Source organism: Neorhizobium tunisiense (assembly GCF_039631515.1).
Taxonomy (GTDB): domain Bacteria; phylum Pseudomonadota; class Alphaproteobacteria; order Rhizobiales; family Rhizobiaceae; genus Neorhizobium.
Genome location: NZ_JBDIUU010000009.1, coordinates 38,826 through 57,215 on the forward strand (window position 1 = coordinate 38,826; position 18,390 = coordinate 57,215).

Sequence of the window (18,390 nt, forward strand, 5' to 3'; positions counted from 1 at the left end):
CGATCCTCCGTTGGCGTCTTGATCCGACGCGAAATGTTTATTCTGACGAAACCAGGGAGAAGCGAAAGACCAGGCGGGAGCCGCCGGTCCGATGTCCTCCCATCGTGAATCGGGTCCCCGCCTCCACGGGGGCCGAATGCCCTAAGCCAGCATATGAAGCTGACATGTACCTGACATTTTTCGCTGTCTGACGATTTGGCAAGGGGTTTCGGCCTGCAGCTGCCGAATTTTATGGCTATTGCAGCCGAAGGACCTCGTTCCAGCGGGAAATCAGCCGCGCGCGCTTCACCTGGTCGAGATAGACCATCAGCCCGAGGCTGACGGGTACGGGCTTCAATTGCCCGCCGAGCATCTCCCTGAGCGTCGTCGCGGTGTTGTTGCCGGCAACTTCCGGGCTGACGGCCGGGATCTGCAGTTCCCGGGCCATGATCGTCTGGCCTTCCTTCGACATGAAGAATTCCAGATAACGCTTGCCGAGATCCGGAGCGGCGGCGGCCTGCGGCACCAGGCCGATGCGCGACATCACAACCGTATAGTCCTTCGGCAGCACGATACCCACATCCGGATGGCGCGAAGCCCAGTCGGCGGCATAGGAACCGAGAATATTGTAACCGAGCAGGAATCGTCCGTCCGCCACGCGTTCCAAAATCCCCTGGCTGGTCGAGTAGAGTTTCACGCCCGCAGCACCCATGGCCCGGATCACCGACCAGATATCACCGAACTGCTCCTGGTCGCGCGCCATGAACAGGAAACCGACGCCGGAACGTTCGATGTCATAGGTGCCGATCCGGCCGTAGACCGCATCGCCCCGCTTCTGCAGGAATTCGACCAGTTCCGCCCGGGTCGAAGGCGGGGCGACATCCTTGAAACTCGGTTTGTGGTAGACGAACACGGCCGGCTCGAAGGTCAGTGCATAGGCGGTATTGCGCCAGTTGGCCCAGCCCGGCCATTGCCCGCTCATTGGCAGGTCGCTGCGCTGGGCGTAGCCGTCATTGGCGAGCTTCACCTGCAGGTCCATGGCGGAGGAAAAGGCAAAGTCGGCGGTCTTGTTGCCGGCATCCGTTTCCCGGACGATCCGGTCGTAGATCTCGCCGGTCAGCATGTCCTCGTAGCGCACCGCCACGTCCGGGTTGGCCGCCTGGAAACCGGCGATCATCGGCTTGGCGAGCGGCTCGTCGAGCGAGGAATAGACCGTCAGCATCGGCGCGTCGTCCCGCCCGGAAAGCGCCCGAAACAGCGTCGTATCCGCCGCGGCGAGGCCGGGCGAAAGGGCAAGACAGAGGAATGGAAAAAGCAGCCTTTTCATAAGGCCACAATGCCCCACCGGGGCGGTCGCGACAAGCCGACCGGCAGGTCCGTAACATTCTCGCCACAGGGGCCTCAATGCAGCTCCTGCCCGCTTGTTTTCCGATGCCGTGCCATTACCTGTGGGCGGTCTTTTCACGCCGGAAGACCCGGCGTCCCCCTTCGTCAACAAAGGTCTCGCGCCATGTCGCTCACACTCTACGATATCACGGTGCCGGTCTTCATCCGCGCTTTCGGCAACCTCACGGAAATCCTCAAGAAAGGCGAAGCCTTCGCCGACGAGAAGGGCCTTGCCCACAAGGAACTGCTGGAAACCCGGCTGGTCCACGACATGTACCCGCTAACCGCCCAGATCCAGCGCGCCAGCGACACGGCGAAATTCGTGCCGGTTCGCGTCGGGCAGATCGAAAACATCCCGATGGCCGACGAAGAAGTCACCTTCGCCGACCTGCACGCCCGCATCGAAAAGACCGTGGCCTTCCTCCAGAGCGTCGATCCGGCCAGCATGGCGGACCGCGAAGACGCCGAAGTGATCATCAAGACCCGCGGCGGCGAGACGAAGTTCACCGGCAAGAGCTATGTTCTCGGCTTTGCGCTGCCGAACTTCTATTTCCACGTTACCACCGCCTATGCGATCCTGCGCCATAAGGGCGTTCCGATCGGCAAGATGGATTATATCGGCCGTTCGCAGTAACCACTGTAGCGGCTCCTCAGTGACATCGCCGCTTCCGCGTTTATAATCGCCTGCGGAAGCGGGGAGATTTCGTGCGTATTCTTCTGGTCGAGGACAATCAGGCGCTGGCCGAGGGGCTGTCGACGATCCTGCGCGGCAGCGGTTATGCCGTCGATGCGGTCGCCGATGGCGCTTCCGCCGAGGCAGTCGCTGCCGCCGAAGCCTATGACCTCGTCATATTGGACCTGAACCTGCCGGAAATGGACGGGCTCGACGTGCTGCGCGCCATGCGGGCGAGGGCCAACAAGGCGGCCGTGATGATCCTGACCGCGCGCGGCACGCCCGAGGAGCGGGTGAAGGGGCTCGATCTCGGTGCCGACGACTACATGATCAAGCCGTTCGACATCTCGGAATTCGAGGCGCGCATCCGCGTGCTGCTGCGCCGTCAGGCGGGCCTCAGGAGCTCGATCGTCCATTATGGCGGCGTCACCTTCGACCTCAATTCGCGGACCTTTTCCAGCCAGGGCGTGCCGCTCGACCTGCCCGCACGCGAGGTGGCGCTCCTCGAATTGCTATTCCTCCGCGCCGGCAAGGTGGTCTCCAAGGACGCGATCATGGCGTCGCTGACCGGCTTCGACGACGACCTTTCCGCCAATGCCATCGAGCAGTATGTGAGCCGCCTGCGCCGGCGTCTCGCCACGCACGGGCTCACGGTGAAGACGGCTCGCGGCATCGGTTATTATCTCGAAACCACGGCGCCGACGGCATGACATCCGTCTCTCACGGCGACCAACCCATACCGCCGATTGCAGCCTATTCCCTGCGCCGCCGGCTGCTCGCCTGGCTTCTCGTCTCGACGGCGGTGATCGGCACGATCGCCATGATCGACACCTGGGACGAGGCGGTCGATACGGCAAACGAGGTGTCCGACCGGGTGCTGGCCGGCTCGGCACTGGCGATCGCCGAGCGGGTCATCGTCGCCGAAGACGGCTCGCTCGAAGTCGACATCCCCTATGTGGCTCTGGAAATGTTGACATCGGCGGCGCAGGACCGGGTCTTCTACCGCGTCGACGGGCCGCCCGGAAAATTCATCACCGGCTACCAGACGCTACCGTCGATCCCCCGCCGGGAAGGTCAGGCGGCCGCTTTCGAGAATGCCACGTTTCGCGGCGAGCCGATCCGTGTCGCCGCACTCGCCCGCTCCGCCTCCACGGGTATCAATTCCGTGCCCTTCACGGTGACCGTGGCGGAAACCACCATCGCCCGCCAGCAGTTGACGCAGACGATCCTGATCCGCTCGGCGCTGCGCCTGCTGTTCATGATCGTCGGCGCCGCGATCATCGTCTGGGTGGCGGTCACGCTGTCGCTGCGGCCGCTCTACCGTTTCAGCGAGGCGATCGCCGAACGCAGCCCGGACGATCTTCACCCGATCAGCGAGCGGGTGCCGAATGAGGTGCAGGGCCTCGTCGATACGGTCAATTCCTTCATGGTGCGGCTGGAAAGCGCGCTGGAGGCGCTCCGGCATTTCACCGGCAATGCCAGCCACCAGCTGCGCACGCCGCTCACGATCATCAGAACTCAGCTGGCGCTCGCCGACCGGGGGACCGAACTTGCTGAGGTGAAGGAAGCCGCCCGCAAGGCGGACGAGGCGGTGGCGGATGCCGAGCGCATTCTCGCCCAGCTTCTGCTGATGGCGAAGATCGACGCGGCCACCCGCTCCGCCTCGATGCGGCGGGTCGATCTGACCGCGCTGGCGCGGGGGGCTACGGCTGACAGCGTGCCCCTTGCCGCCGATGCCGGCATCGATCTCGGTTTCGAGGGGGAGGGGGAAATCATGGTCTCCGCCGAACCGCTGCTGATTGGCGAACTGATGAAGAACCTGATCGGCAATGCGCTGCTTTACGCCGGAAACGGCGCCGAGGTGACGGTTCGCGTCAAGTCGGAAGACGGCGTCGCGGTGCTTGAAGTGGAAGACGACGGCCCGGGCATCCCGCCGGAAAAGCGGGCTTCGGTGCTCAAACGTTTCGAACGCGGAGACCGCTCCGACAAGCTCGGCACCGGCCTCGGCCTGCCGATCGTCGAGGAGATCGCCCGCCTGCACGGTGCGGCGATGACCCTCGCGGAGGGTCGCGAGGGTAGGGGTTTGAAGGTCGAGATCAGGTTTTCGGTGGCCGGCTAAGCACTAGGGGCGGCACACACAGATCTCCCCCCTTGCGGGGGAGATGTCATCGGAGATGACAGAGGAGGGTGGTGCAGCGAATTCGACGGGTGTGGAATATGCGGACCCCCCTCTGCCTGCCGGCATCTCCCCCGCAAGGGGGGAGAACGGCCGCCGCGGCGTCCCTATTCCTGATGGACCTTCGAACCGCCGATCCAGGTGCTCTTCATGCCGAGATTATCGGTCAACAACACGAAATCTGCATCGAACCCGGGCTTCAGCGCCCCCTTGCGGTCGGCAAGGTAAGCCGCTTCCGCCGGATAGGTGGATGCCATGCGCAACGCCTCCTCGACCGGCAGGTCGAGCGCCTGATGGGCAAACCGCACCGAGGAGATCATGTCGATATTGGCGCCGGCGAGCGTCCCATCGGCGAGCGTCAGGCGCCCGTCCCGGCGCAGGATCTCGCGGCCGTTCAGCGTAAAACTCTTCATGTCGGTGCCGATGGTCGACATTGCGTCGGTAACAATGAAGATCCTGCCCGGACCGTTCTTGGCCCGCAGCGCGACGGCCATCGCCGCCGGATGGACATGGATGCCGTCCGCGATGATCCCGACGTAGAGCGAGCCGATATCGAGCGCCGCGCCGACGACGCCCGGCTGGCGATGGCCGAGCGGGCTCATGGCATTGAAGAGATGGGTGACGGTGCGAACGCCCGCCTCGGCATAGGTCTTGGCTGTCTCGTAGGTCGTGTCGGTGTGGCCGAGACTGACCATGAAGCCCGCCTGCGCCAGCCGTGCCGCCTGTTCCACGGTCACAGTCTCCGGCGCGATGGTGATCATCATCGCGTCGAACACCTGGTGGCACGAGAGCATCAGCTCGATGTCTCTCTCCTCCATCGGCCGGATCAGCTTCGGATCATGCGCACCCTTGCGCGCCACCGAAAGATGCGGGCCTTCGAGATGCAGGCCAAGAAAGCCCGGCACGCCTTCCGTCTTCGCCCGCTTGCCGGCCTCGACCGTCCTGGACGTGATCTCATAGGTATCGGTGATCAGCGTCGGCAGGAGGGCCGTCGTGCCGAACTTGGCGTGGGCTGCGCAGATCTGCCTGAGACCGGCCACCGTCGGCTCCTCGTTCAACAGCACGCCGCCGCCGCCATTCACCTGCAGGTCGATGAAACCCGGCACGATCAGTCCGCCTCCGGCATCCATCCGCTCTATGCCCTCCGGCAGCGTGGCCGTCGATTGGATTGCCTCTATCTTGCCGCCCGCAAAGACAAGTGCGGCATCTTCATGCCATAAGCTGCCGTCGAAAATGCGGGCGCCGGTAATGGCCTTCGCGGTGCTCATAACGTCTCGGTCACCTTCTTGAGCGCGACGGGCGCATCCGGGTTGAAACCCTTGGCGCGCGACCAGGCTTCGACGAAACCGTAGAAGGGCAGGATGAGCGTCAGTGCATCGGTGATCGGGTGGCCGGTTGCCACGAAGGGCAGCTTGCGAGCGGCCTTGACCTTGTCGGAGGTCGCAAAGGCAAGCGCGCCCTTGGCCGAGAGGCTGTCGGCGATCTCGACGGCCGAGGCTTCGGCCGCGTCGCGCGCCGCGAACGTCACGACCGGAAAACGTTTTTCGACCAACGCGACCGGCCCGTGCAGCACTTCCGCCGCCGAATAGGCCTCCGCATGCATGTTGGAGGTTTCCTTGAACTTCAGCGCCGCCTCGCTGGCAATCGCCAGCGCCGGGCCGCGGCCGAGCATGTAGAGGGATTCCGCATCGTCCAGCTCGTTCGCAAGCGCGCTCCAGTCGAGCTTGATCGCCTTTTCGAAATGCGCCGGCAGGTCGCGGATGGCGGCCTTGAGCGCCTCGTCGCCAACCCATTCCGATAGCAGCGCAAGGCCGGCAACGATCGAGTTGACGAAGGATTTCGTCGCGGCGACGGCGAGTTCCGGTCCGGCATTGATGTTGATCGCGTAGGCCGAAGCGCTGGCGATCGGCGAGGGCAGCGTATTGGTGAGCGCGACGGTGACGGCGCCGGCCTTGGTCGCGGCCTCTGTCATCGCGACGATGTCCGGGCTCTTGCCGGATTGGGAAATGGCGATCGCCGCACCGCCGTCGAGCTTCAGGTTAGCGCCATAGATCGAAGCGAGCGACGGCCCGAGCGAGGCGACCGGCCGGCCGGCCGTCAGTTCGACCGCATATTTGATGAAGGTCGCCGCATGGTCGGAGGAACCGCGCGCGATGGTGATCAGGAAGGCCGGGTCTTTTTCGCGCAGCGCGCGGCCGGCGGCGGCAAGCTCAACCGCCGAGCCGTCGAGCAGGCGTGCGGCGGCTTCCGGTATCTCGTCGATCTCTTTGCGCATGTTCGTCATATTGGTCAGCATAACATCGTCCTCGAAGGTCAGTTTTCGCCGAGCGAAAGCTCGGCCACGAAATCATAGGCATCGCCGCGATAGAGCGAGCGGGTGAGCTCCACCACCCGGCCGGACGCCAGGTAGGAAACCCGCTCGATCGACAGCCCGGCGGAGCCGACCGGCACGGCCAACAATCCCGCATCCGGGTTTTTCATATTGCAGGCCGATATCCGCTGTATGGCGCGCACCGGCCTGGCATCCTTTTTTTCAAGCTCGACATAAAGCGAACTGGTCACCGCCGAAGGATCGGGCAGAAAATCGGCGGAAATGCTGGCGCGCTCGATCGCAAGCGGCATGTCGTTGCCGAGCCGCAGACGGCCGAGCCGCGCGACCTTCTCGCCCGGCGCCAGGCCGAGCATCATCATCTCTTCCGGCGAAGGGTGGAACAGCCCGCGTTCCAGCCATTCGGATCGCGTCACCAGGCCGCGCCGCGCCATGTCCTCGGTAAACGAAGTGAGCCGGGTCAACGGCTGCTCGACGCGCGACATCGGCTTGACCACGAACGTGCCGGACCCATGCCTGCGGGTAAGCAATCCGTCCTTGACGAGATCGTCGACCGCCTTGCGCACCGTGACGCGGCTGACATTGGCATAGTCGGCTAGGTCGCGTTCGGCCGGCAGCGCATCGCCATGGCCGAGCTTGCCGGAACGGATCGCGTCTTCCAGGCTCTGGCGCAGCTTTCGGTAAAGCGGCCCGGTGCCGGCTGATTGCAGGCCGTCGAGCGGCAGGATGGCGGCGAGCGTCTGGTTCATGCGCGAAGCTCCGCCCGCGCACCATAGGTCTTGACGGCAAGCGCCACCGCGCCGGTCAGCGCATCGGCAAGCGGTTCGGAAAGCCGGGCGCGATGCCGTTCGGCCAGATATTCAGGATAGAGCGGCGCAAGCCCGCCGAGCAGGCAGAGCCGGCCCTGGCCCCCGGTGATCCCGTTGACGGCATCAAGCGCCTCGTCGATGCCGGTTGCCCCGGTCTTGAGGATCCGAATCGCCGCCTCGTCGCCCTGCCGCGCAAACTCGAACACCTTTGGAGTGTGACGTCCGAAATCGCCTGGCTTTGCCAGCCGCGCGAAATCGACGACCTTTTCAGGGTTGTTGTCGAACTCGGCGAGAACGGCCTTCGACAGGCCGGACATCGGATGGATGTTGTCATAGGCGAGCAGGCTTTCCTGAAGTACAAGCTGGCCGAGCCGGGCGCCGCTGCCGAGATCGCTCACCTGGAAGCCCCAGCCGGCGACCGAATGAAGCCTGCCTTCATGCCGGGCGATATAGACCGTTCCGGTGCCGACGATGCCGATTGCGCCGTCCTCGTCGCCGATTGCGCCCTGCAGCGCGATCACGCCGTCGGAGACGATATCCGACTGCTGGAAGGGCAACCGCGCCTGCACGTAACTCACCGCATCACCAACATTGTTGCCGGCAAGGCCTAGAACGGCGGAGGTGGCGGAAAGGTCAGACTCCAACCCGGCTTCCGCAAAGGCGAGGCGAGAGGCCTCGGCGATATGTTTGAGGGCCGTATCGGGATCGGTCAGGATATTGGAAGCACCGCTCTTGCCGCGGCCAAGGATGGCGCCATTTCCGTCAGCCAATGCCGCACGGCAACTCGTTCCACCACCGTCAATTCCGATAAAATAGGCCGCCATAGGTACCTCCGGGTCAAATAATACCAAAAAAGTACCAATATCCAAGCATGATTTTCAAAAATCCCAAGCGGCAGCGTTCAGCTGTTTGAATATACTCCCTTATTTCCAGGGTCTTTGGCTGAAATTATCGATCCGTTCATAAAAGTTAATTTTCCTTCTGGACAATTGGTATTTTTTTGGCATCATTTTGGGCGAGAGGGAGAAACCGGATGAGCACAACTGCCACCGAAGCGAGACATGGGAAGGCTGAAGGGCTCGACACGCTCTCATCGGCCGAAATCCTCGCGCTTCTGGCGTCCGGCCAGCAGGCTGCGGCAAAAACCGTCGATCATGCCATTCCCGCAATCGCGAAAGCCGCCGATCTCGTCGCTGTGGCTTTGAAGTCAGACGGCAAGGTGGTCTATGCGGGCGCCGGCAGTGCCGGTCTGGTGGCGATGGCCGATGCCATGGAACTGCCCGGCACCTACGGTATTCCGCCGGAGCGTATCGCCATCCTGTTCGCAGGTGGCCTTTCAAGGGTAGCCGATCTGCCGGGCGGACCGGAGGACGACGTCTCGCTCGGCGAACGTGACGCCGATATCATCGATGCGGCGGATTGCGTCATCTGCGTTTCCGCGAGCGGTTCGACACCCTACACGGTCGCCGTCGCCGAGACCGCCAAACGCCGTGGCGCCAAACTCGTGGCCATGGCCAACAATGCCGGCGCAAAACTGTTCGCAGGTGCCGATGCGGCGATCCTGCTCGAAACGCCGCCGGAAGTCGTCGCCGGTTCCACCCGCATGGGTGCCGCCACGGCCCAGAAGATCGCCTTCAACATGCTGTCGACGCTGACAGCCGTCAAACTCGGCCACGTGCATGACGGCCATATGGTCAATCTGCGTGCCGATAACGGCAAGCTGCGCATCCGCGCCGCCCGCATGGTGGCCGATATCGCCGGCATCGGTTTCGACGAGGCGCGTGACTGGATCGAGACTGCTGAAGGTTCGGTGAAAGTCGCGGTGCTGCTCGCGGCCGGTGCGGCCGATGTTGAGGCTGCGAAGACTTTGCTTGCCCGTTCGGACGATGTGCTGCGCGCCGCACTTGCCGATTTGCAGGCGTCCAAGAGTTCCATGAAACGCGCCTGAAAGGCGCATATAAAAGGGAGAACATCATGACACGCATATTGAAAAGCATTCTTTTTGCCACGACCGTACTCGCACCGGCGGGCTTTGTTGCCACCGGAGCGTCCGCTCAGACCGCTAACCTCACCATCGAGAGCTGGCGCAACGACGACCTGCCGATCTGGCAGCAGAAGATCATTCCCGCCTTCGAAGCCAAGAACCCGGGCATCAAGGTAACCTTCGCGCCGATGGCACCGACGGAATACAATTCCGCCGTCAACGCCAAGCTCGAAGCCGGCACCGCCGGCGATCTCATCACCTGCCGCCCGTTCGACCTTTCGCTCGCCATGTTCCAGAAGGGCCAGCTCGCCTCGCTGAACGACCTGCCGGGCATTTCCAACTTCTCCGACGTCGGCAAGTCCGCCTGGAGCACCGACGACGGCAAGACCACCTTCTGCGTGCCGATGGCCTCGGTCATCCACGGCTTCATCTACAACAAGAAGGCCTTTACGGATGTGGGCGTCCAGGTCCCGAAGACCGAGGACGAGTTCTTCGCGGTCCTCGAAAAATTCAAGAAGGACGGCAAGTACATCCCGCTCGCCATGGGCACCAAGGACCAGTGGGAATCCGCCACCATGGGCTATTACAATATCGGCCCGAACTACTGGAAGGGCGAGGACGGCCGCAAGGCGCTGATCGCAGGCAAGGAAAAGCTGACCGACGCCGCCTGGGTCGAGCCTTACAAGACGCTTGCCAAGTGGAAGCCCTATCTCGGCGACGGTTTCGAAGCCCAGACCTATCCGGACAGCCAGAACCTCTTCACGCTCGGCCGCGCCGCCATCTATCCGGCCGGCTCCTGGGAAATCGCGCCGTTCAAGGCGCAGGCCGATTTCGAAATGGGCGCCTTCCCGCCGCCGGTGAAGAAGGCAGGCGATACCTGCTACATTTCCGACCATAACGACATCGGCATCGGCCTTAACGCCAAGGGCAAGAACCTCGAAGCCGCCAAGAAATTCCTGTCCTGGGTCGCTTCGCCGGAATTCGCCGATCTTTATGCCAACGCCGCACCAGGCTTTTTCAGCCTGAACTCGACGCCGGTGAAGATGACTGACACGCTTGCCCAGGAATTTGTCTCCTGGCGCCAGAACTGCAAGCCGACGATCCGCCCGAGTGCGGCCATCGTCGGCCGCGGCCAGCCGAACCTCGACCTCGAAATGTGGCGCGTCTCGGCCAACGTGATCAACGGCACGCAAACCCCGGAACAGGCCGCTGCCGAAACCCAGAAGGGTCTCGACAGCTGGTACAAGCCGGCGAAGTAAGGCAGTCTCAAAAGACCCTCTCTGGCCTGCCGGCCATCTCCCCCACAAGGTGGGAGAAAACTCGCCGAGCCCGATCGTCCTTGCCGAAACGGTGAGGCAGGTAGTCCCTCCCCCTTGTGGGGAGGGGTTGGGGAGGGGTCTTTTTGTTTAAGCGAAACCTCCCGCGAGGGAGCGTCATTCCCCATACAAACCATCCGGAACCCAGACCCATGAGCGATACCGAAATTGCCGATATCGAAACGGTCCCGGTGAAACGCCCGACCCGCTGGCATATCGCCGTTTTCCTGGCGCCGGCCTTCCTCGTCTATACGGCGGTGATGATCCTGCCGCTGATCGAGACGCTGCGGTTGTCGCTGTTCAACATGGTCGAGGGCCAGCTCGCCTTCGTTGGCCTCAACAATTTCAGGACCCTGTTCAGCGACCCTCGGCTGTCGGCCGATTTCTGGAATGCGCTGCGCAACAACGTCGTCTTCTTCATCATCCACATGGCTGTGCAGAACCCGGTCGGCATCGCGATCGCCGCCATGCTGTCGCTGCCCGGCCTGCGGTTCGCCGCCTTCTACCGTTCCGCGATCTTCGTGCCGACGCTGCTCTCCTTCGTCATCGTCGGTTTCATCTGGAAGCTCATCCTGTCGCCGATCTGGGGCATCGCGCCGAGCCTGATGGATCTCGTCGGCCTGAAATGGGCCTTCGCGCCCTGGCTCGGCAAGGCCGAAACCGCGCTGATCGCCGTCTCGCTGATCTCCGTCTGGCAGTATGTCGGCATCCCGATGATGCTGATCTATGCGGCGCTCTTGAACATCCCGGACGAGGTGCTGGAAGCCGCCGAATGCGACGGCATCACTGGCTGGAGCCAGTTCTGGAAGATCAAGCTGCCGCTGATCCTGCCTTCGATCGGCATCGTCTCGGTTCTGACCTTCGTCGGCAATTTCAACGCCTTCGACCTGATCTACACCGTGCAGGGCGCGCTTGCCGGTCCCAACGGCTCGACCGACATTCTCGGCACGCTGCTTTACCGCACCTTCTTCGGTTTCCAGAACCAGATGGGCGACCGGTCCATGGGTGCGACCATCGCCGCGGTGATGTTCCTGATCATCCTCGCCGGCGTCGCGCTCTATCTTTTCGTCATCCAGCGGCGCATGCGCCGCTACCAGTTCTGAGAGGAGCGAAAGACATGTCGAAAGCCCGCTCCGCCCCCGTCCGTGCCGCCTTCATCCACCTGGCGCTGATCGCCTATACGCTAGTGGCGCTGTTTCCGGTGTTCCTGACGCTGGTCAACTCATTCAAGAGCCGCAGCGCAATCTTCAGCCAGCCGATGGCCCTGCCGACACCCTCGACCTTCAGTTTGATCGGTTACCAGACCGTGTTGAGCCAGGGCAATTTCGTCGGCTATTTCCAGAACAGCCTGATCGTGACGGTCGCCTCGATCGCGCTCGTCCTCTTGTTCGGAGCCATGGCAGCCTTCGCGCTCTCCGAATACCGCTTCCGCGGCAACACGCTGATGGGCCTTTATCTCGCGCTCGGCATCATGATCCCGATAAGGTTGGGCACAGTGGCGATCCTGCAAGGGATGGTCGCCGCCGGCCTCGTCAACACGCTGACCTCGCTGATCCTTGTCTACACGGCTCAAGGCCTGCCGCTTGCGATCTTCATCCTGTCGGAATTCATGCGCACCGTCTCGGACGACCTGAAGAGCGCCGGCCGCATCGACGGCCTGTCCGAATATGCGATCTTCTTCCGCCTCGTCCTGCCGCTGGTGCGTCCCGCCATGGCGACGGTCGCGGTTTTCACCATGATCCCGATCTGGAACGACCTCTGGTTCCCGCTGATCCTGGCGCCCGGGGAGGGCACCAAGACGGTAACACTCGGTGCCCAGATGTTCATCGGCCAGTTCGTCACCAACTGGAATGCGGTGCTCTCGGCCCTGTCGCTTGCAATCCTGCCGGTCATGGTTCTCTACGTCATCTTCTCGCGGCAACTGATCCGGGGGATCACGTCGGGGGCGGTGAAGTGATGGGTCTGAAATCCACAGAATCGTTGCTCCCCCTCATCCGCCTGCCGGCACCTTCTCCCCGCGGGGGAGAAGAGATATGCCGCGCCGTCTCCGTCATCCTCTCCCCTCGGGGAGAGGGTGGCCGAGCGAAGCGGAGGTCGGGTGAGGGGGCTGCACGGCACGCCGCCAAAGGAAAAAGCCAATGACCTCCACCCGCCCCATCCGCGTCCTGGTCGCCGGCCTCGGCAACATGGGCAAAAGCCACGCGGTCGCCTATCATGAGAACCCGGGTTTCGAGATCGTCGGCCTCGTCAACCGCTCCAAGCGCGACCTGCCGGCCGGGCTCGAAGCCTATCCGTTCTTCACGGATTTCGAGCAGGCACTGAAGGAGACCACACCGGACCTCTGCTCGATAAACACCTATTCCGATACCCATGCGGACTATGCGGTCATGGCTTTCGAGGCCGGCTGCGACGTCTTCGTCGAAAAGCCGCTGGCCACCACCGTGGCTGACGCCGAGCGTGTCGTGGCTGCGGCCAAGAAGCACAGCCGCAAGCTGGTGGTGGGTTATATCCTCCGCCATCATCCTTCGTGGATGCGGCTGATCGAGGAAGCCCGCAAGCTGGGTCCGCCTTACGTCTTCCGCATGAATCTCAACCAGCAGTCCTCGGGCGCCAAGTGGGACGTCCACAAGGCGCTGATGCAGACCACCTCGCCGATTGTCGATTGCGGGGTGCACTACGTCGATGTCTGGTGCCAGATCACCGATGCCAAGGCCGTCGAAGTCCGCGGCATGGGCCTCCGAATGACCAATGAAGTCGCGCTGGACATGTACAATTACGGCCACATGCAGGTCCTGTTCGAGGACGGTTCGGTCGGCTGGTACGAGGCAGGCTGGGGGCCGATGATGTCGGAAATGGCCTTCTTCGTGAAGGACGTGATGTCGCCCAAGGGCTCGGTCTCGATCCTCGTCGACGCCAAGGCGAAGTCCGACGACATCGATACGCACACCAAGACCTCGGTCATCCGCGTTCATTCGGCCGAAACCGGCCCGGACGGCCAGTTCGTCCGGCGCGACGAGGATCTCGCCATGACCGGCGAGCCAGATCACCAGAAACTCTGCGACCTCGAACAGGCCTATGTGCTGAAGGCCATTCGCGAAAATATCGATCTCACCCGGCACATGGACGACGCCGTCCAGTCGCTGCGCATCTGCCTTGCGGCGGACGAGAGCGTGCGCACCGGCGCGCCCGTCCGCCTGTAAAAGCCTATTTTTAAGGAAAACGCCCTTGGGTTCGCTTCAACTGAAATCCATCCGCAAGGCCTTCGGCAGCAACGAGGTGCTGAAAGGCATCGACCTCGAGGTCAAGGACGGCGAGTTCGTGATCTTCGTCGGCCCGTCCGGCTGCGGCAAGTCCACGCTGCTGCGGGTCATCGCCGGCCTCGAGGACGCCACGTCTGGTTCGATCCGCATCGACGGCCAGGAAATGGCGACCACACCGCCCGCCAAGCGCGGCATAGCCATGGTCTTCCAGTCCTATGCGCTTTATCCGCACCTGACGGTCAAGGACAATATGGGCCTAGGCCTCAAGCAGGCCGGCACGGAAAAGGGAGAGATCGACACCCGCGTCGCGAAGGCCTCCGGCATGCTGTCGCTCGATCCCTATCTTGCCCGCCGCCCGGCGGAACTCTCCGGCGGCCAGCGCCAGCGCGTCGCGATCGGCCGCGCCATCGTCCGTGAACCGAAACTGTTCCTGTTCGACGAACCGCTCTCGAACCTCGATGCGGCTTTGCGCGTCCAGACCCGCCTGGAGATCGCCGGCCTGCACCGGCGTCTGAAGGCGACGATGATCTATGTCACCCACGACCAGGTCGAGGCGATGACGCTTGCCGACAAGATCGTCGTGCTGAATGCCGGCGCAATCGAGCAGATCGGCTCGCCGATGGAGCTCTACAACAAGCCGGCCAATGTCTTCGTCGCAGGCTTCATCGGCTCGCCGCAGATGAATTTCATCCCGGCCGAAAAGCTCGGCCAATTGGGCGCCAAGACGATCGGCGTTCGCCCCGAACATGTCGCCCTGTCACGCGAAAGCGGCGACTGGAAGGGCAAGGTCATCCATGTCGAACATCTCGGCGCCGACACGATCGTCTATCTGGAAACGGAAGCGACCGGCCTTCTGACCGTGCGCCTGTTCGGCGAACATGCCTATGCACCTGACGACGTCGTGTTCGCGACACCGGACAGGGCGAGCCTGCACCGCTTCGACGCCAACGACCGCGCCATCATCTGAGGGCTTTGTTTACTCGCAGTTCCGGACGGAAAACCGCTACGCACTTTTCCTGGAATTGCTTTAGTCGTTACTCGCGAGCAGCTTGGCACCGCCGGCGGCCTGGACGGCACGGCTGCCGAACCGGATACCGGCCCTGAGGCAGGCTTCTTCCGGCTCCCCATCCAGCCAGGCATCGATGAAGCCGGCATTAAAGGCATCGCCGGCGCCGGTCGTGTCGATCACCGGCACGGTTTCCGCCGGCGCATGCAGCATCCGCCCGTTCGACATCAGCCAGGCGCCTTCAGCACCACCCTTCAGCAGAACCAGCGGAAAAGTGAGCGACAGCTTGGCGAGCACAACTTCCGGATCGGCCGAACCGGTGATCGCTTCGGCCTCTTCGAGATTGGGCAGGAACAGGTCGACGCCCTCGCAGGCCTTGAGCAGGCCGCGGTCGTAGATCAGCGTCGCATCCCAGCTCGGATCGAGCGACACGGTCAGGCCTTTTTCCTTGGCGCGGGAGACGAGATCCGGGATCTCGTGCAGCGTCGCATATTCGGCGATGTGGAGGTGACCGGCTTCCTCCCAGTCGAGAGCCGCTTCGAGCGTCGCAGGAAGTGCCGGCCCGGCGCGGCGGGTGAGGAAAGCTCGGTCCTGGCCGACAACGGCCGCGACCGTCACCTGCGGCCCCGCATCTTGCGCATGTTCGATGAAACGCAGATCGACGCCGCTATCCCGGATCTGCTCCCCGACGCCTGATGACAGCGAGTCCGTGCCGAGCCGGGCGGCAAGCGCCACCTTGCGGCCGGCATGGGCGAGATGGGCGGCCGCGATGAAGCCGCCGCCGCCGGCCGCGATCTCCATGCCGCCGGCATAAATCTCACGCCCGAGCACCGGCAAATGGCCGAGGCCTGTGAAAATCAGGTCACAATAAATCCGCCCGATGCTGAGCACCGCGGATCTGGTCTCTGCATGCGTCATCATGAACGGCCCAGAAATCTCTCTGTGCTGGCATCGAAGAGGTAGAGGTCGCCGGGGGCGGCTTCGCAGGTGAGCGTACTTCCGACGGCCGGCACGAATTTTTCGCGCACGGTCGCGATGATCGGGGTGTCGGCCACATCCAGGTGCACCAGTGTTTCCGGTCCCAAGGGTTCGACGGCGGAGACCGTTCCGGTCACGGTAAAACCGCTGCTGCCGGTGACCGTCGCATGCGCGATCAGGTCGTGCGGGCGCACGCCGATCAGGATATCGCCGGCCGGTGCCATCTCCACGCCCGACCCATTCCGGCGGCCGCGGACGAGATTCATCGACGGGCTGCCGATGAAGCGGGCGGTGAACACGTCGACCGGGGCATCGTAGAGCTCCGAGGGCGTACCGACCTGCAGGATGACGCCGTCCTTCATCACCACGATCCGGTCGGCCATGGTCATGGCCTCGATCTGGTCGTGGGTGACATAGACGGTGGTGGTCTTCAGCTTCTGGTGCAGCCGCTTGATCTCGATGCGCATCTGGGCGCGAAGCTGTGCGTCGAGGTTGGAAAGCGGCTCGTCGAACAGGAAGGCGGACGGATCGCGCACCATGGCGCGGCCGATCGCGACACGCTGGCGCTGGCCGCCGGAAAGCGCGGCCGGGCGACGGTCGAGCAGGGCTTCGAGGCCGAGTATCTTGCCGGCCGCCTCGATCCGCTTGTCCTTCTCGGCCTTGCTGAGCTTCGAGGTATAAAGGCCGAAACCGATGTTCTGGCGCACGGTCATATGCGGGTAGATCGCATAGTTCTGGAACACCATGGCTATGTTGCGCTGCTTCGGCTCGCGCTCGTTGACCACTTCCGAGCCGATCTTCAGCGTGCCGCCGGAAATCTCCTCCAGGCCCGCGATCATCCGCAAAGTCGTCGACTTGCCGCAGCCGGAAGGGCCGACGAAGACGACGAATTCGCCATCGGCGATCTGCAAATCGATGCCCTTGACGGCCTCGACCTTGCCGTAGCGCTTCACCAGTTTTTCAAGTTCGATCGTCGCCATCAGCGGGCTCCCGTCAGGGCGGTGAATTTCTGGTTTAGTTCGGCCGCGGCCTTTGCTTCATGGTCCGCAGCCTTTTTGGCTCCGGCCTCGAAGGCGGCGAGCTTGTCGCGATAGGCCGTTATCGCAGCCTTCATCGGCTCAGGCGCGGGACCGCCGAAACGGGCGCGCACGGCGACGAAATGCTCGGGCGAGACGATCTCCTTGAATTTCTGGAGGTTGACCGAAGGCTTGCGGCCGGCCGAATGTTCGAAGGCCTTGAGGAAGGGCTCGTAGCCGTCATTCGGCAGGTCGCCCTTGGCCGCGACGACGCTCTTTGCTGTTGCTGCGGCAATCTCATGCGCTTCGCGGAATGAAAGGCCTTCGATGCGAACCAGCGAATCGGCAAGTTCGGTAATGGTGATGCAGGACCGGCGGATATTCTGGTCGACCCGCTCCGGATCGATGCTGATCTGGCTGATCAGGGCGGCGAGCAGGTCGAGCACGCGGCCGGCGGAGGCAAACGCCTCGTAGCCCATCCCTTGTGTTTCGCCTTCGCTGTCGTTCATGTCGGTGAAGGGCGTGTTGTGCATCACGTCGAGAACGGTGCGCGCCCGGCCCATCGTCTGGCTGGAAAGATGGCGCAGGTGTTCGATCGGCACAGGATTGCGCTTCTGCGGCATGATCGAGGAGATCTGCACCAGCGCGTTCGGTACGTAGATCTGGCCCACTTCGAAGCTCGTCCAGAACTGGAAGTCCTGGATCAGGCGGCCGAGATGCAGGAACATCAGCTCGATCGCCGAATAGGTCGAGGTCGTGTAGTCCACGGCTGCGATGCAGGAATAGGAATTGCGCAGCGGGCCTGAGAAGCCCAGCAGTTCGGCGACGCGGGCGCGATCGATCGGGAAGCCGGACGTGGTGATCGCGGCAGCGCCCATCGGCGACAGGTCGACGATTTTCCGGGCCTCGGCGAACCGCTCGATATCGCGGATCAGCACTTCGATCGCGGCCGAGAGATAATGCCCGAACGTCGTCGGCTGGGCCGGCTGGCCATGCGTATAGGCAACGATCAGCGTCGCCTTCTCGCGCTCGGCGGCATCGATCATCGTGGCGAGCAGTTTGCGGGCCTTGCCCATCAGCGCATCGATCTTGTCCTTCAGGCCGAGCTTGAAGAGCGTGTGGTCGATGTCGTTGCGCGACCGGGCGGTATGCAGACGTCCGGCGATATCGACGCCGATGCGGGCCTTCAGCTCCTTCTCGATCAGGAAGAAGAAGTCCTCCACCTCGCCGGTATAGACGAGCGTCGAGGGATCGATTTCCGTGTCGATCGCCTCCAACGCGCCGGCGATCTTTCCGGCGATTTCCTTGTCGAGGATGCCGGTCTCGACGAGCATCACGAGGTGGGCGCGGTCGATCCGGCGGAAACCGTCAACGTGGTGGCTCTTGGCGCCGTCGAAGAGCGGCCGGAGCACGGTTTCCTTGTAGACCGGATCGGGGAAGGTGCTGGTGTCGGAAAGGCGCGGGTTGATGTCGGCCAT

At 63.2% G+C, this 18,390-nt stretch carries 17 protein-coding genes; 9 read left to right on the top strand and 8 right to left on the bottom strand.

Going from position 1 to position 18,390, the window contains the following annotated elements; all coding sequences use genetic code 11:
* Nucleotides 1-235: 235 nt before the first annotated feature.
* Nucleotides 236-1,306 (bottom strand): ABC transporter substrate-binding protein, encoded by a 1,071-nt coding sequence (locus ABCW43_RS23200; protein ID WP_345928842.1) that lies wholly within the window; start codon nucleotides 1,304-1,306, stop codon nucleotides 236-238.
* Between the two features lie 183 nt (nucleotides 1,307-1,489).
* On the opposite strand from ABCW43_RS23200, the gene ABCW43_RS23205 reads away from it, so the two are divergent.
* From ABCW43_RS23205 to ABCW43_RS23215, 3 genes are all read left to right on the top strand, one after another.
* Entirely contained in the window at nucleotides 1,490-1,999 is a 510-nt protein-coding gene (locus ABCW43_RS23205; protein WP_345928844.1) for a DUF1993 domain-containing protein, read from the top strand.
* A 71-nt stretch (nucleotides 2,000-2,070) separates the two neighbouring features.
* Nucleotides 2,071-2,748: a response regulator transcription factor gene (locus tag ABCW43_RS23210; RefSeq protein WP_345928845.1), complete on the top strand. Its 678-nt coding sequence runs from the start codon at nucleotides 2,071-2,073 to the stop codon at nucleotides 2,746-2,748.
* Nucleotides 2,745-4,157 (top strand): sensor histidine kinase, encoded by a 1,413-nt coding sequence (locus ABCW43_RS23215; protein WP_345928848.1) that lies wholly within the window; start codon nucleotides 2,745-2,747, stop codon nucleotides 4,155-4,157. Before ABCW43_RS23210 ends, ABCW43_RS23215 begins: the two co-directional genes overlap by 4 nt.
* A 164-nt stretch (nucleotides 4,158-4,321) precedes the next feature.
* On the opposite strand, the gene nagA is transcribed toward ABCW43_RS23215, so the two are convergent.
* From nagA to ABCW43_RS23235, 4 genes are read right to left on the bottom strand one after another with little or no spacing between them, the layout of a single operon-like run.
* Nucleotides 4,322-5,482 (bottom strand): N-acetylglucosamine-6-phosphate deacetylase, encoded by a 1,161-nt coding sequence (gene nagA / locus ABCW43_RS23220; protein WP_345928850.1) that lies wholly within the window; start codon nucleotides 5,480-5,482, stop codon nucleotides 4,322-4,324.
* Complete coding sequence (locus tag ABCW43_RS23225; protein WP_345928851.1) at nucleotides 5,479-6,510, bottom strand: SIS domain-containing protein; 1,032 nt, start codon at nucleotides 6,508-6,510, stop codon at nucleotides 5,479-5,481. The genes nagA and ABCW43_RS23225 overlap by 4 nt, the downstream gene beginning before the upstream one ends.
* 17 nt (nucleotides 6,511-6,527) lie before the next feature.
* Nucleotides 6,528-7,292, bottom strand: coding sequence for a GntR family transcriptional regulator (locus ABCW43_RS23230; protein ID WP_345928853.1), 765 nt, complete (start codon nucleotides 7,290-7,292; stop codon nucleotides 6,528-6,530).
* A complete protein-coding gene (locus ABCW43_RS23235) occupies nucleotides 7,289-8,176 on the bottom strand; it encodes a glucosamine kinase nucleotide-binding domain-containing protein (RefSeq protein WP_345928855.1) in 888 nt (295 codons plus the stop codon). The genes ABCW43_RS23230 and ABCW43_RS23235 overlap by 4 nt, the downstream gene beginning before the upstream one ends.
* 209 nt (nucleotides 8,177-8,385) lie before the next feature.
* On the opposite strand from ABCW43_RS23235, the gene ABCW43_RS23240 reads away from it, so the two are divergent.
* The 6 genes from ABCW43_RS23240 to ABCW43_RS23265 all read left to right on the top strand — a co-directional run bounded on the left by ABCW43_RS23240 (nucleotide 8,386) and on the right by ABCW43_RS23265 (nucleotide 14,879).
* A complete protein-coding gene (locus tag ABCW43_RS23240; protein ID WP_345928857.1) occupies nucleotides 8,386-9,300 on the top strand; it encodes an N-acetylmuramic acid 6-phosphate etherase in 915 nt (304 codons plus the stop codon).
* 26 nt (nucleotides 9,301-9,326) lie between these two features.
* The gene (locus ABCW43_RS23245; protein ID WP_345928859.1) at nucleotides 9,327-10,595 is read left to right on the top strand and encodes an ABC transporter substrate-binding protein; all 1,269 of its coding nucleotides are present in this window, start codon (nucleotides 9,327-9,329) and stop codon (nucleotides 10,593-10,595) included.
* A 209-nt stretch (nucleotides 10,596-10,804) separates the two neighbouring features.
* Nucleotides 10,805-11,755 carry a carbohydrate ABC transporter permease gene (locus ABCW43_RS23250; protein WP_345928861.1) on the top strand — a complete coding sequence of 317 codons (951 nt, stop codon included), beginning with the start codon at nucleotides 10,805-10,807 and terminating at the stop codon, nucleotides 11,753-11,755.
* A 14-nt stretch (nucleotides 11,756-11,769) separates the two neighbouring features.
* Nucleotides 11,770-12,609, top strand: coding sequence for a carbohydrate ABC transporter permease (locus tag ABCW43_RS23255; protein ID WP_113130123.1), 840 nt, complete (start codon nucleotides 11,770-11,772; stop codon nucleotides 12,607-12,609).
* A gap of 181 nt (nucleotides 12,610-12,790) precedes the next feature.
* A complete protein-coding gene (locus ABCW43_RS23260; protein ID WP_345928864.1) occupies nucleotides 12,791-13,852 on the top strand; it encodes a Gfo/Idh/MocA family protein in 1,062 nt (353 codons plus the stop codon).
* Nucleotides 13,853-13,877: 25 nt separating this feature from the next.
* Complete coding sequence (locus ABCW43_RS23265; RefSeq protein WP_345928866.1) at nucleotides 13,878-14,879, top strand: ABC transporter ATP-binding protein; 1,002 nt, start codon at nucleotides 13,878-13,880, stop codon at nucleotides 14,877-14,879.
* Nucleotides 14,880-14,939: 60 nt separating this feature from the next.
* Here the strand turns inward: ABCW43_RS23265 and ABCW43_RS23270 are convergent, their stop codons facing one another.
* Genes ABCW43_RS23270 through argH form a run of 3 tightly spaced genes read right to left on the bottom strand, consistent with a single transcriptional unit; the run spans nucleotide 14,940 to nucleotide 18,390 of the window.
* Nucleotides 14,940-15,839: a carbohydrate kinase family protein gene (locus tag ABCW43_RS23270; RefSeq protein WP_345928868.1), complete on the bottom strand. Its 900-nt coding sequence runs from the start codon at nucleotides 15,837-15,839 to the stop codon at nucleotides 14,940-14,942.
* Nucleotides 15,836-16,876, bottom strand: a complete 1,041-nt coding sequence (locus ABCW43_RS23275) for an ABC transporter ATP-binding protein (protein ID WP_345928870.1) — start codon at nucleotides 16,874-16,876, stop codon at nucleotides 15,836-15,838. Before ABCW43_RS23275 ends, ABCW43_RS23270 begins: the two co-directional genes overlap by 4 nt.
* On the bottom strand, nucleotides 16,876-18,390 hold the full coding sequence (gene argH, locus ABCW43_RS23280) for an argininosuccinate lyase (RefSeq protein ID WP_345928872.1): 1,515 nt from the start codon (nucleotides 18,388-18,390) through the stop codon (nucleotides 16,876-16,878). Before argH ends, ABCW43_RS23275 begins: the two co-directional genes overlap by 1 nt.

Bases quoted from the DNA above. Each gene is read 5' to 3' on its own strand.
- ABCW43_RS23200 (WP_345928842.1), bottom strand. From the start codon at position 1,306: ATGAAAAGGCTGCTTTTTCCATTCCTCTGTCTTGCCCTTTCGCCCGGC.
- ABCW43_RS23215 (WP_345928848.1), top strand. From the start codon at position 2,745: ATGACATCCGTCTCTCACGGCGACCAACCCATACCGCCGATTGCAGCC.
- ABCW43_RS23205 (WP_345928844.1), top strand. From the start codon at position 1,490: ATGTCGCTCACACTCTACGATATCACGGTGCCGGTCTTCATCCGCGCT.
- nagA (WP_345928850.1), bottom strand. From the start codon at position 5,482: ATGAGCACCGCGAAGGCCATTACCGGCGCCCGCATTTTCGACGGCAGC.
- ABCW43_RS23275 (WP_345928870.1), bottom strand. From the start codon at position 16,876: ATGGCGACGATCGAACTTGAAAAACTGGTGAAGCGCTACGGCAAGGTC.
- ABCW43_RS23240 (WP_345928857.1), top strand. From the start codon at position 8,386: ATGAGCACAACTGCCACCGAAGCGAGACATGGGAAGGCTGAAGGGCTC.
- ABCW43_RS23250 (WP_345928861.1), top strand. From the start codon at position 10,805: ATGAGCGATACCGAAATTGCCGATATCGAAACGGTCCCGGTGAAACGC.
- ABCW43_RS23235 (WP_345928855.1), bottom strand. From the start codon at position 8,176: ATGGCGGCCTATTTTATCGGAATTGACGGTGGTGGAACGAGTTGCCGT.
- ABCW43_RS23260 (WP_345928864.1), top strand. From the start codon at position 12,791: ATGACCTCCACCCGCCCCATCCGCGTCCTGGTCGCCGGCCTCGGCAAC.
- ABCW43_RS23245 (WP_345928859.1), top strand. From the start codon at position 9,327: ATGACACGCATATTGAAAAGCATTCTTTTTGCCACGACCGTACTCGCA.
- ABCW43_RS23270 (WP_345928868.1), bottom strand. From the start codon at position 15,839: ATGATGACGCATGCAGAGACCAGATCCGCGGTGCTCAGCATCGGGCGG.
- ABCW43_RS23230 (WP_345928853.1), bottom strand. From the start codon at position 7,292: ATGAACCAGACGCTCGCCGCCATCCTGCCGCTCGACGGCCTGCAATCA.
- argH (WP_345928872.1), bottom strand. From the start codon at position 18,390: ATGGCCGACATCAACCCGCGCCTTTCCGACACCAGCACCTTCCCCGAT.
- ABCW43_RS23255 (WP_113130123.1), top strand. From the start codon at position 11,770: ATGTCGAAAGCCCGCTCCGCCCCCGTCCGTGCCGCCTTCATCCACCTG.
- ABCW43_RS23225 (WP_345928851.1), bottom strand. From the start codon at position 6,510: ATGCTGACCAATATGACGAACATGCGCAAAGAGATCGACGAGATACCG.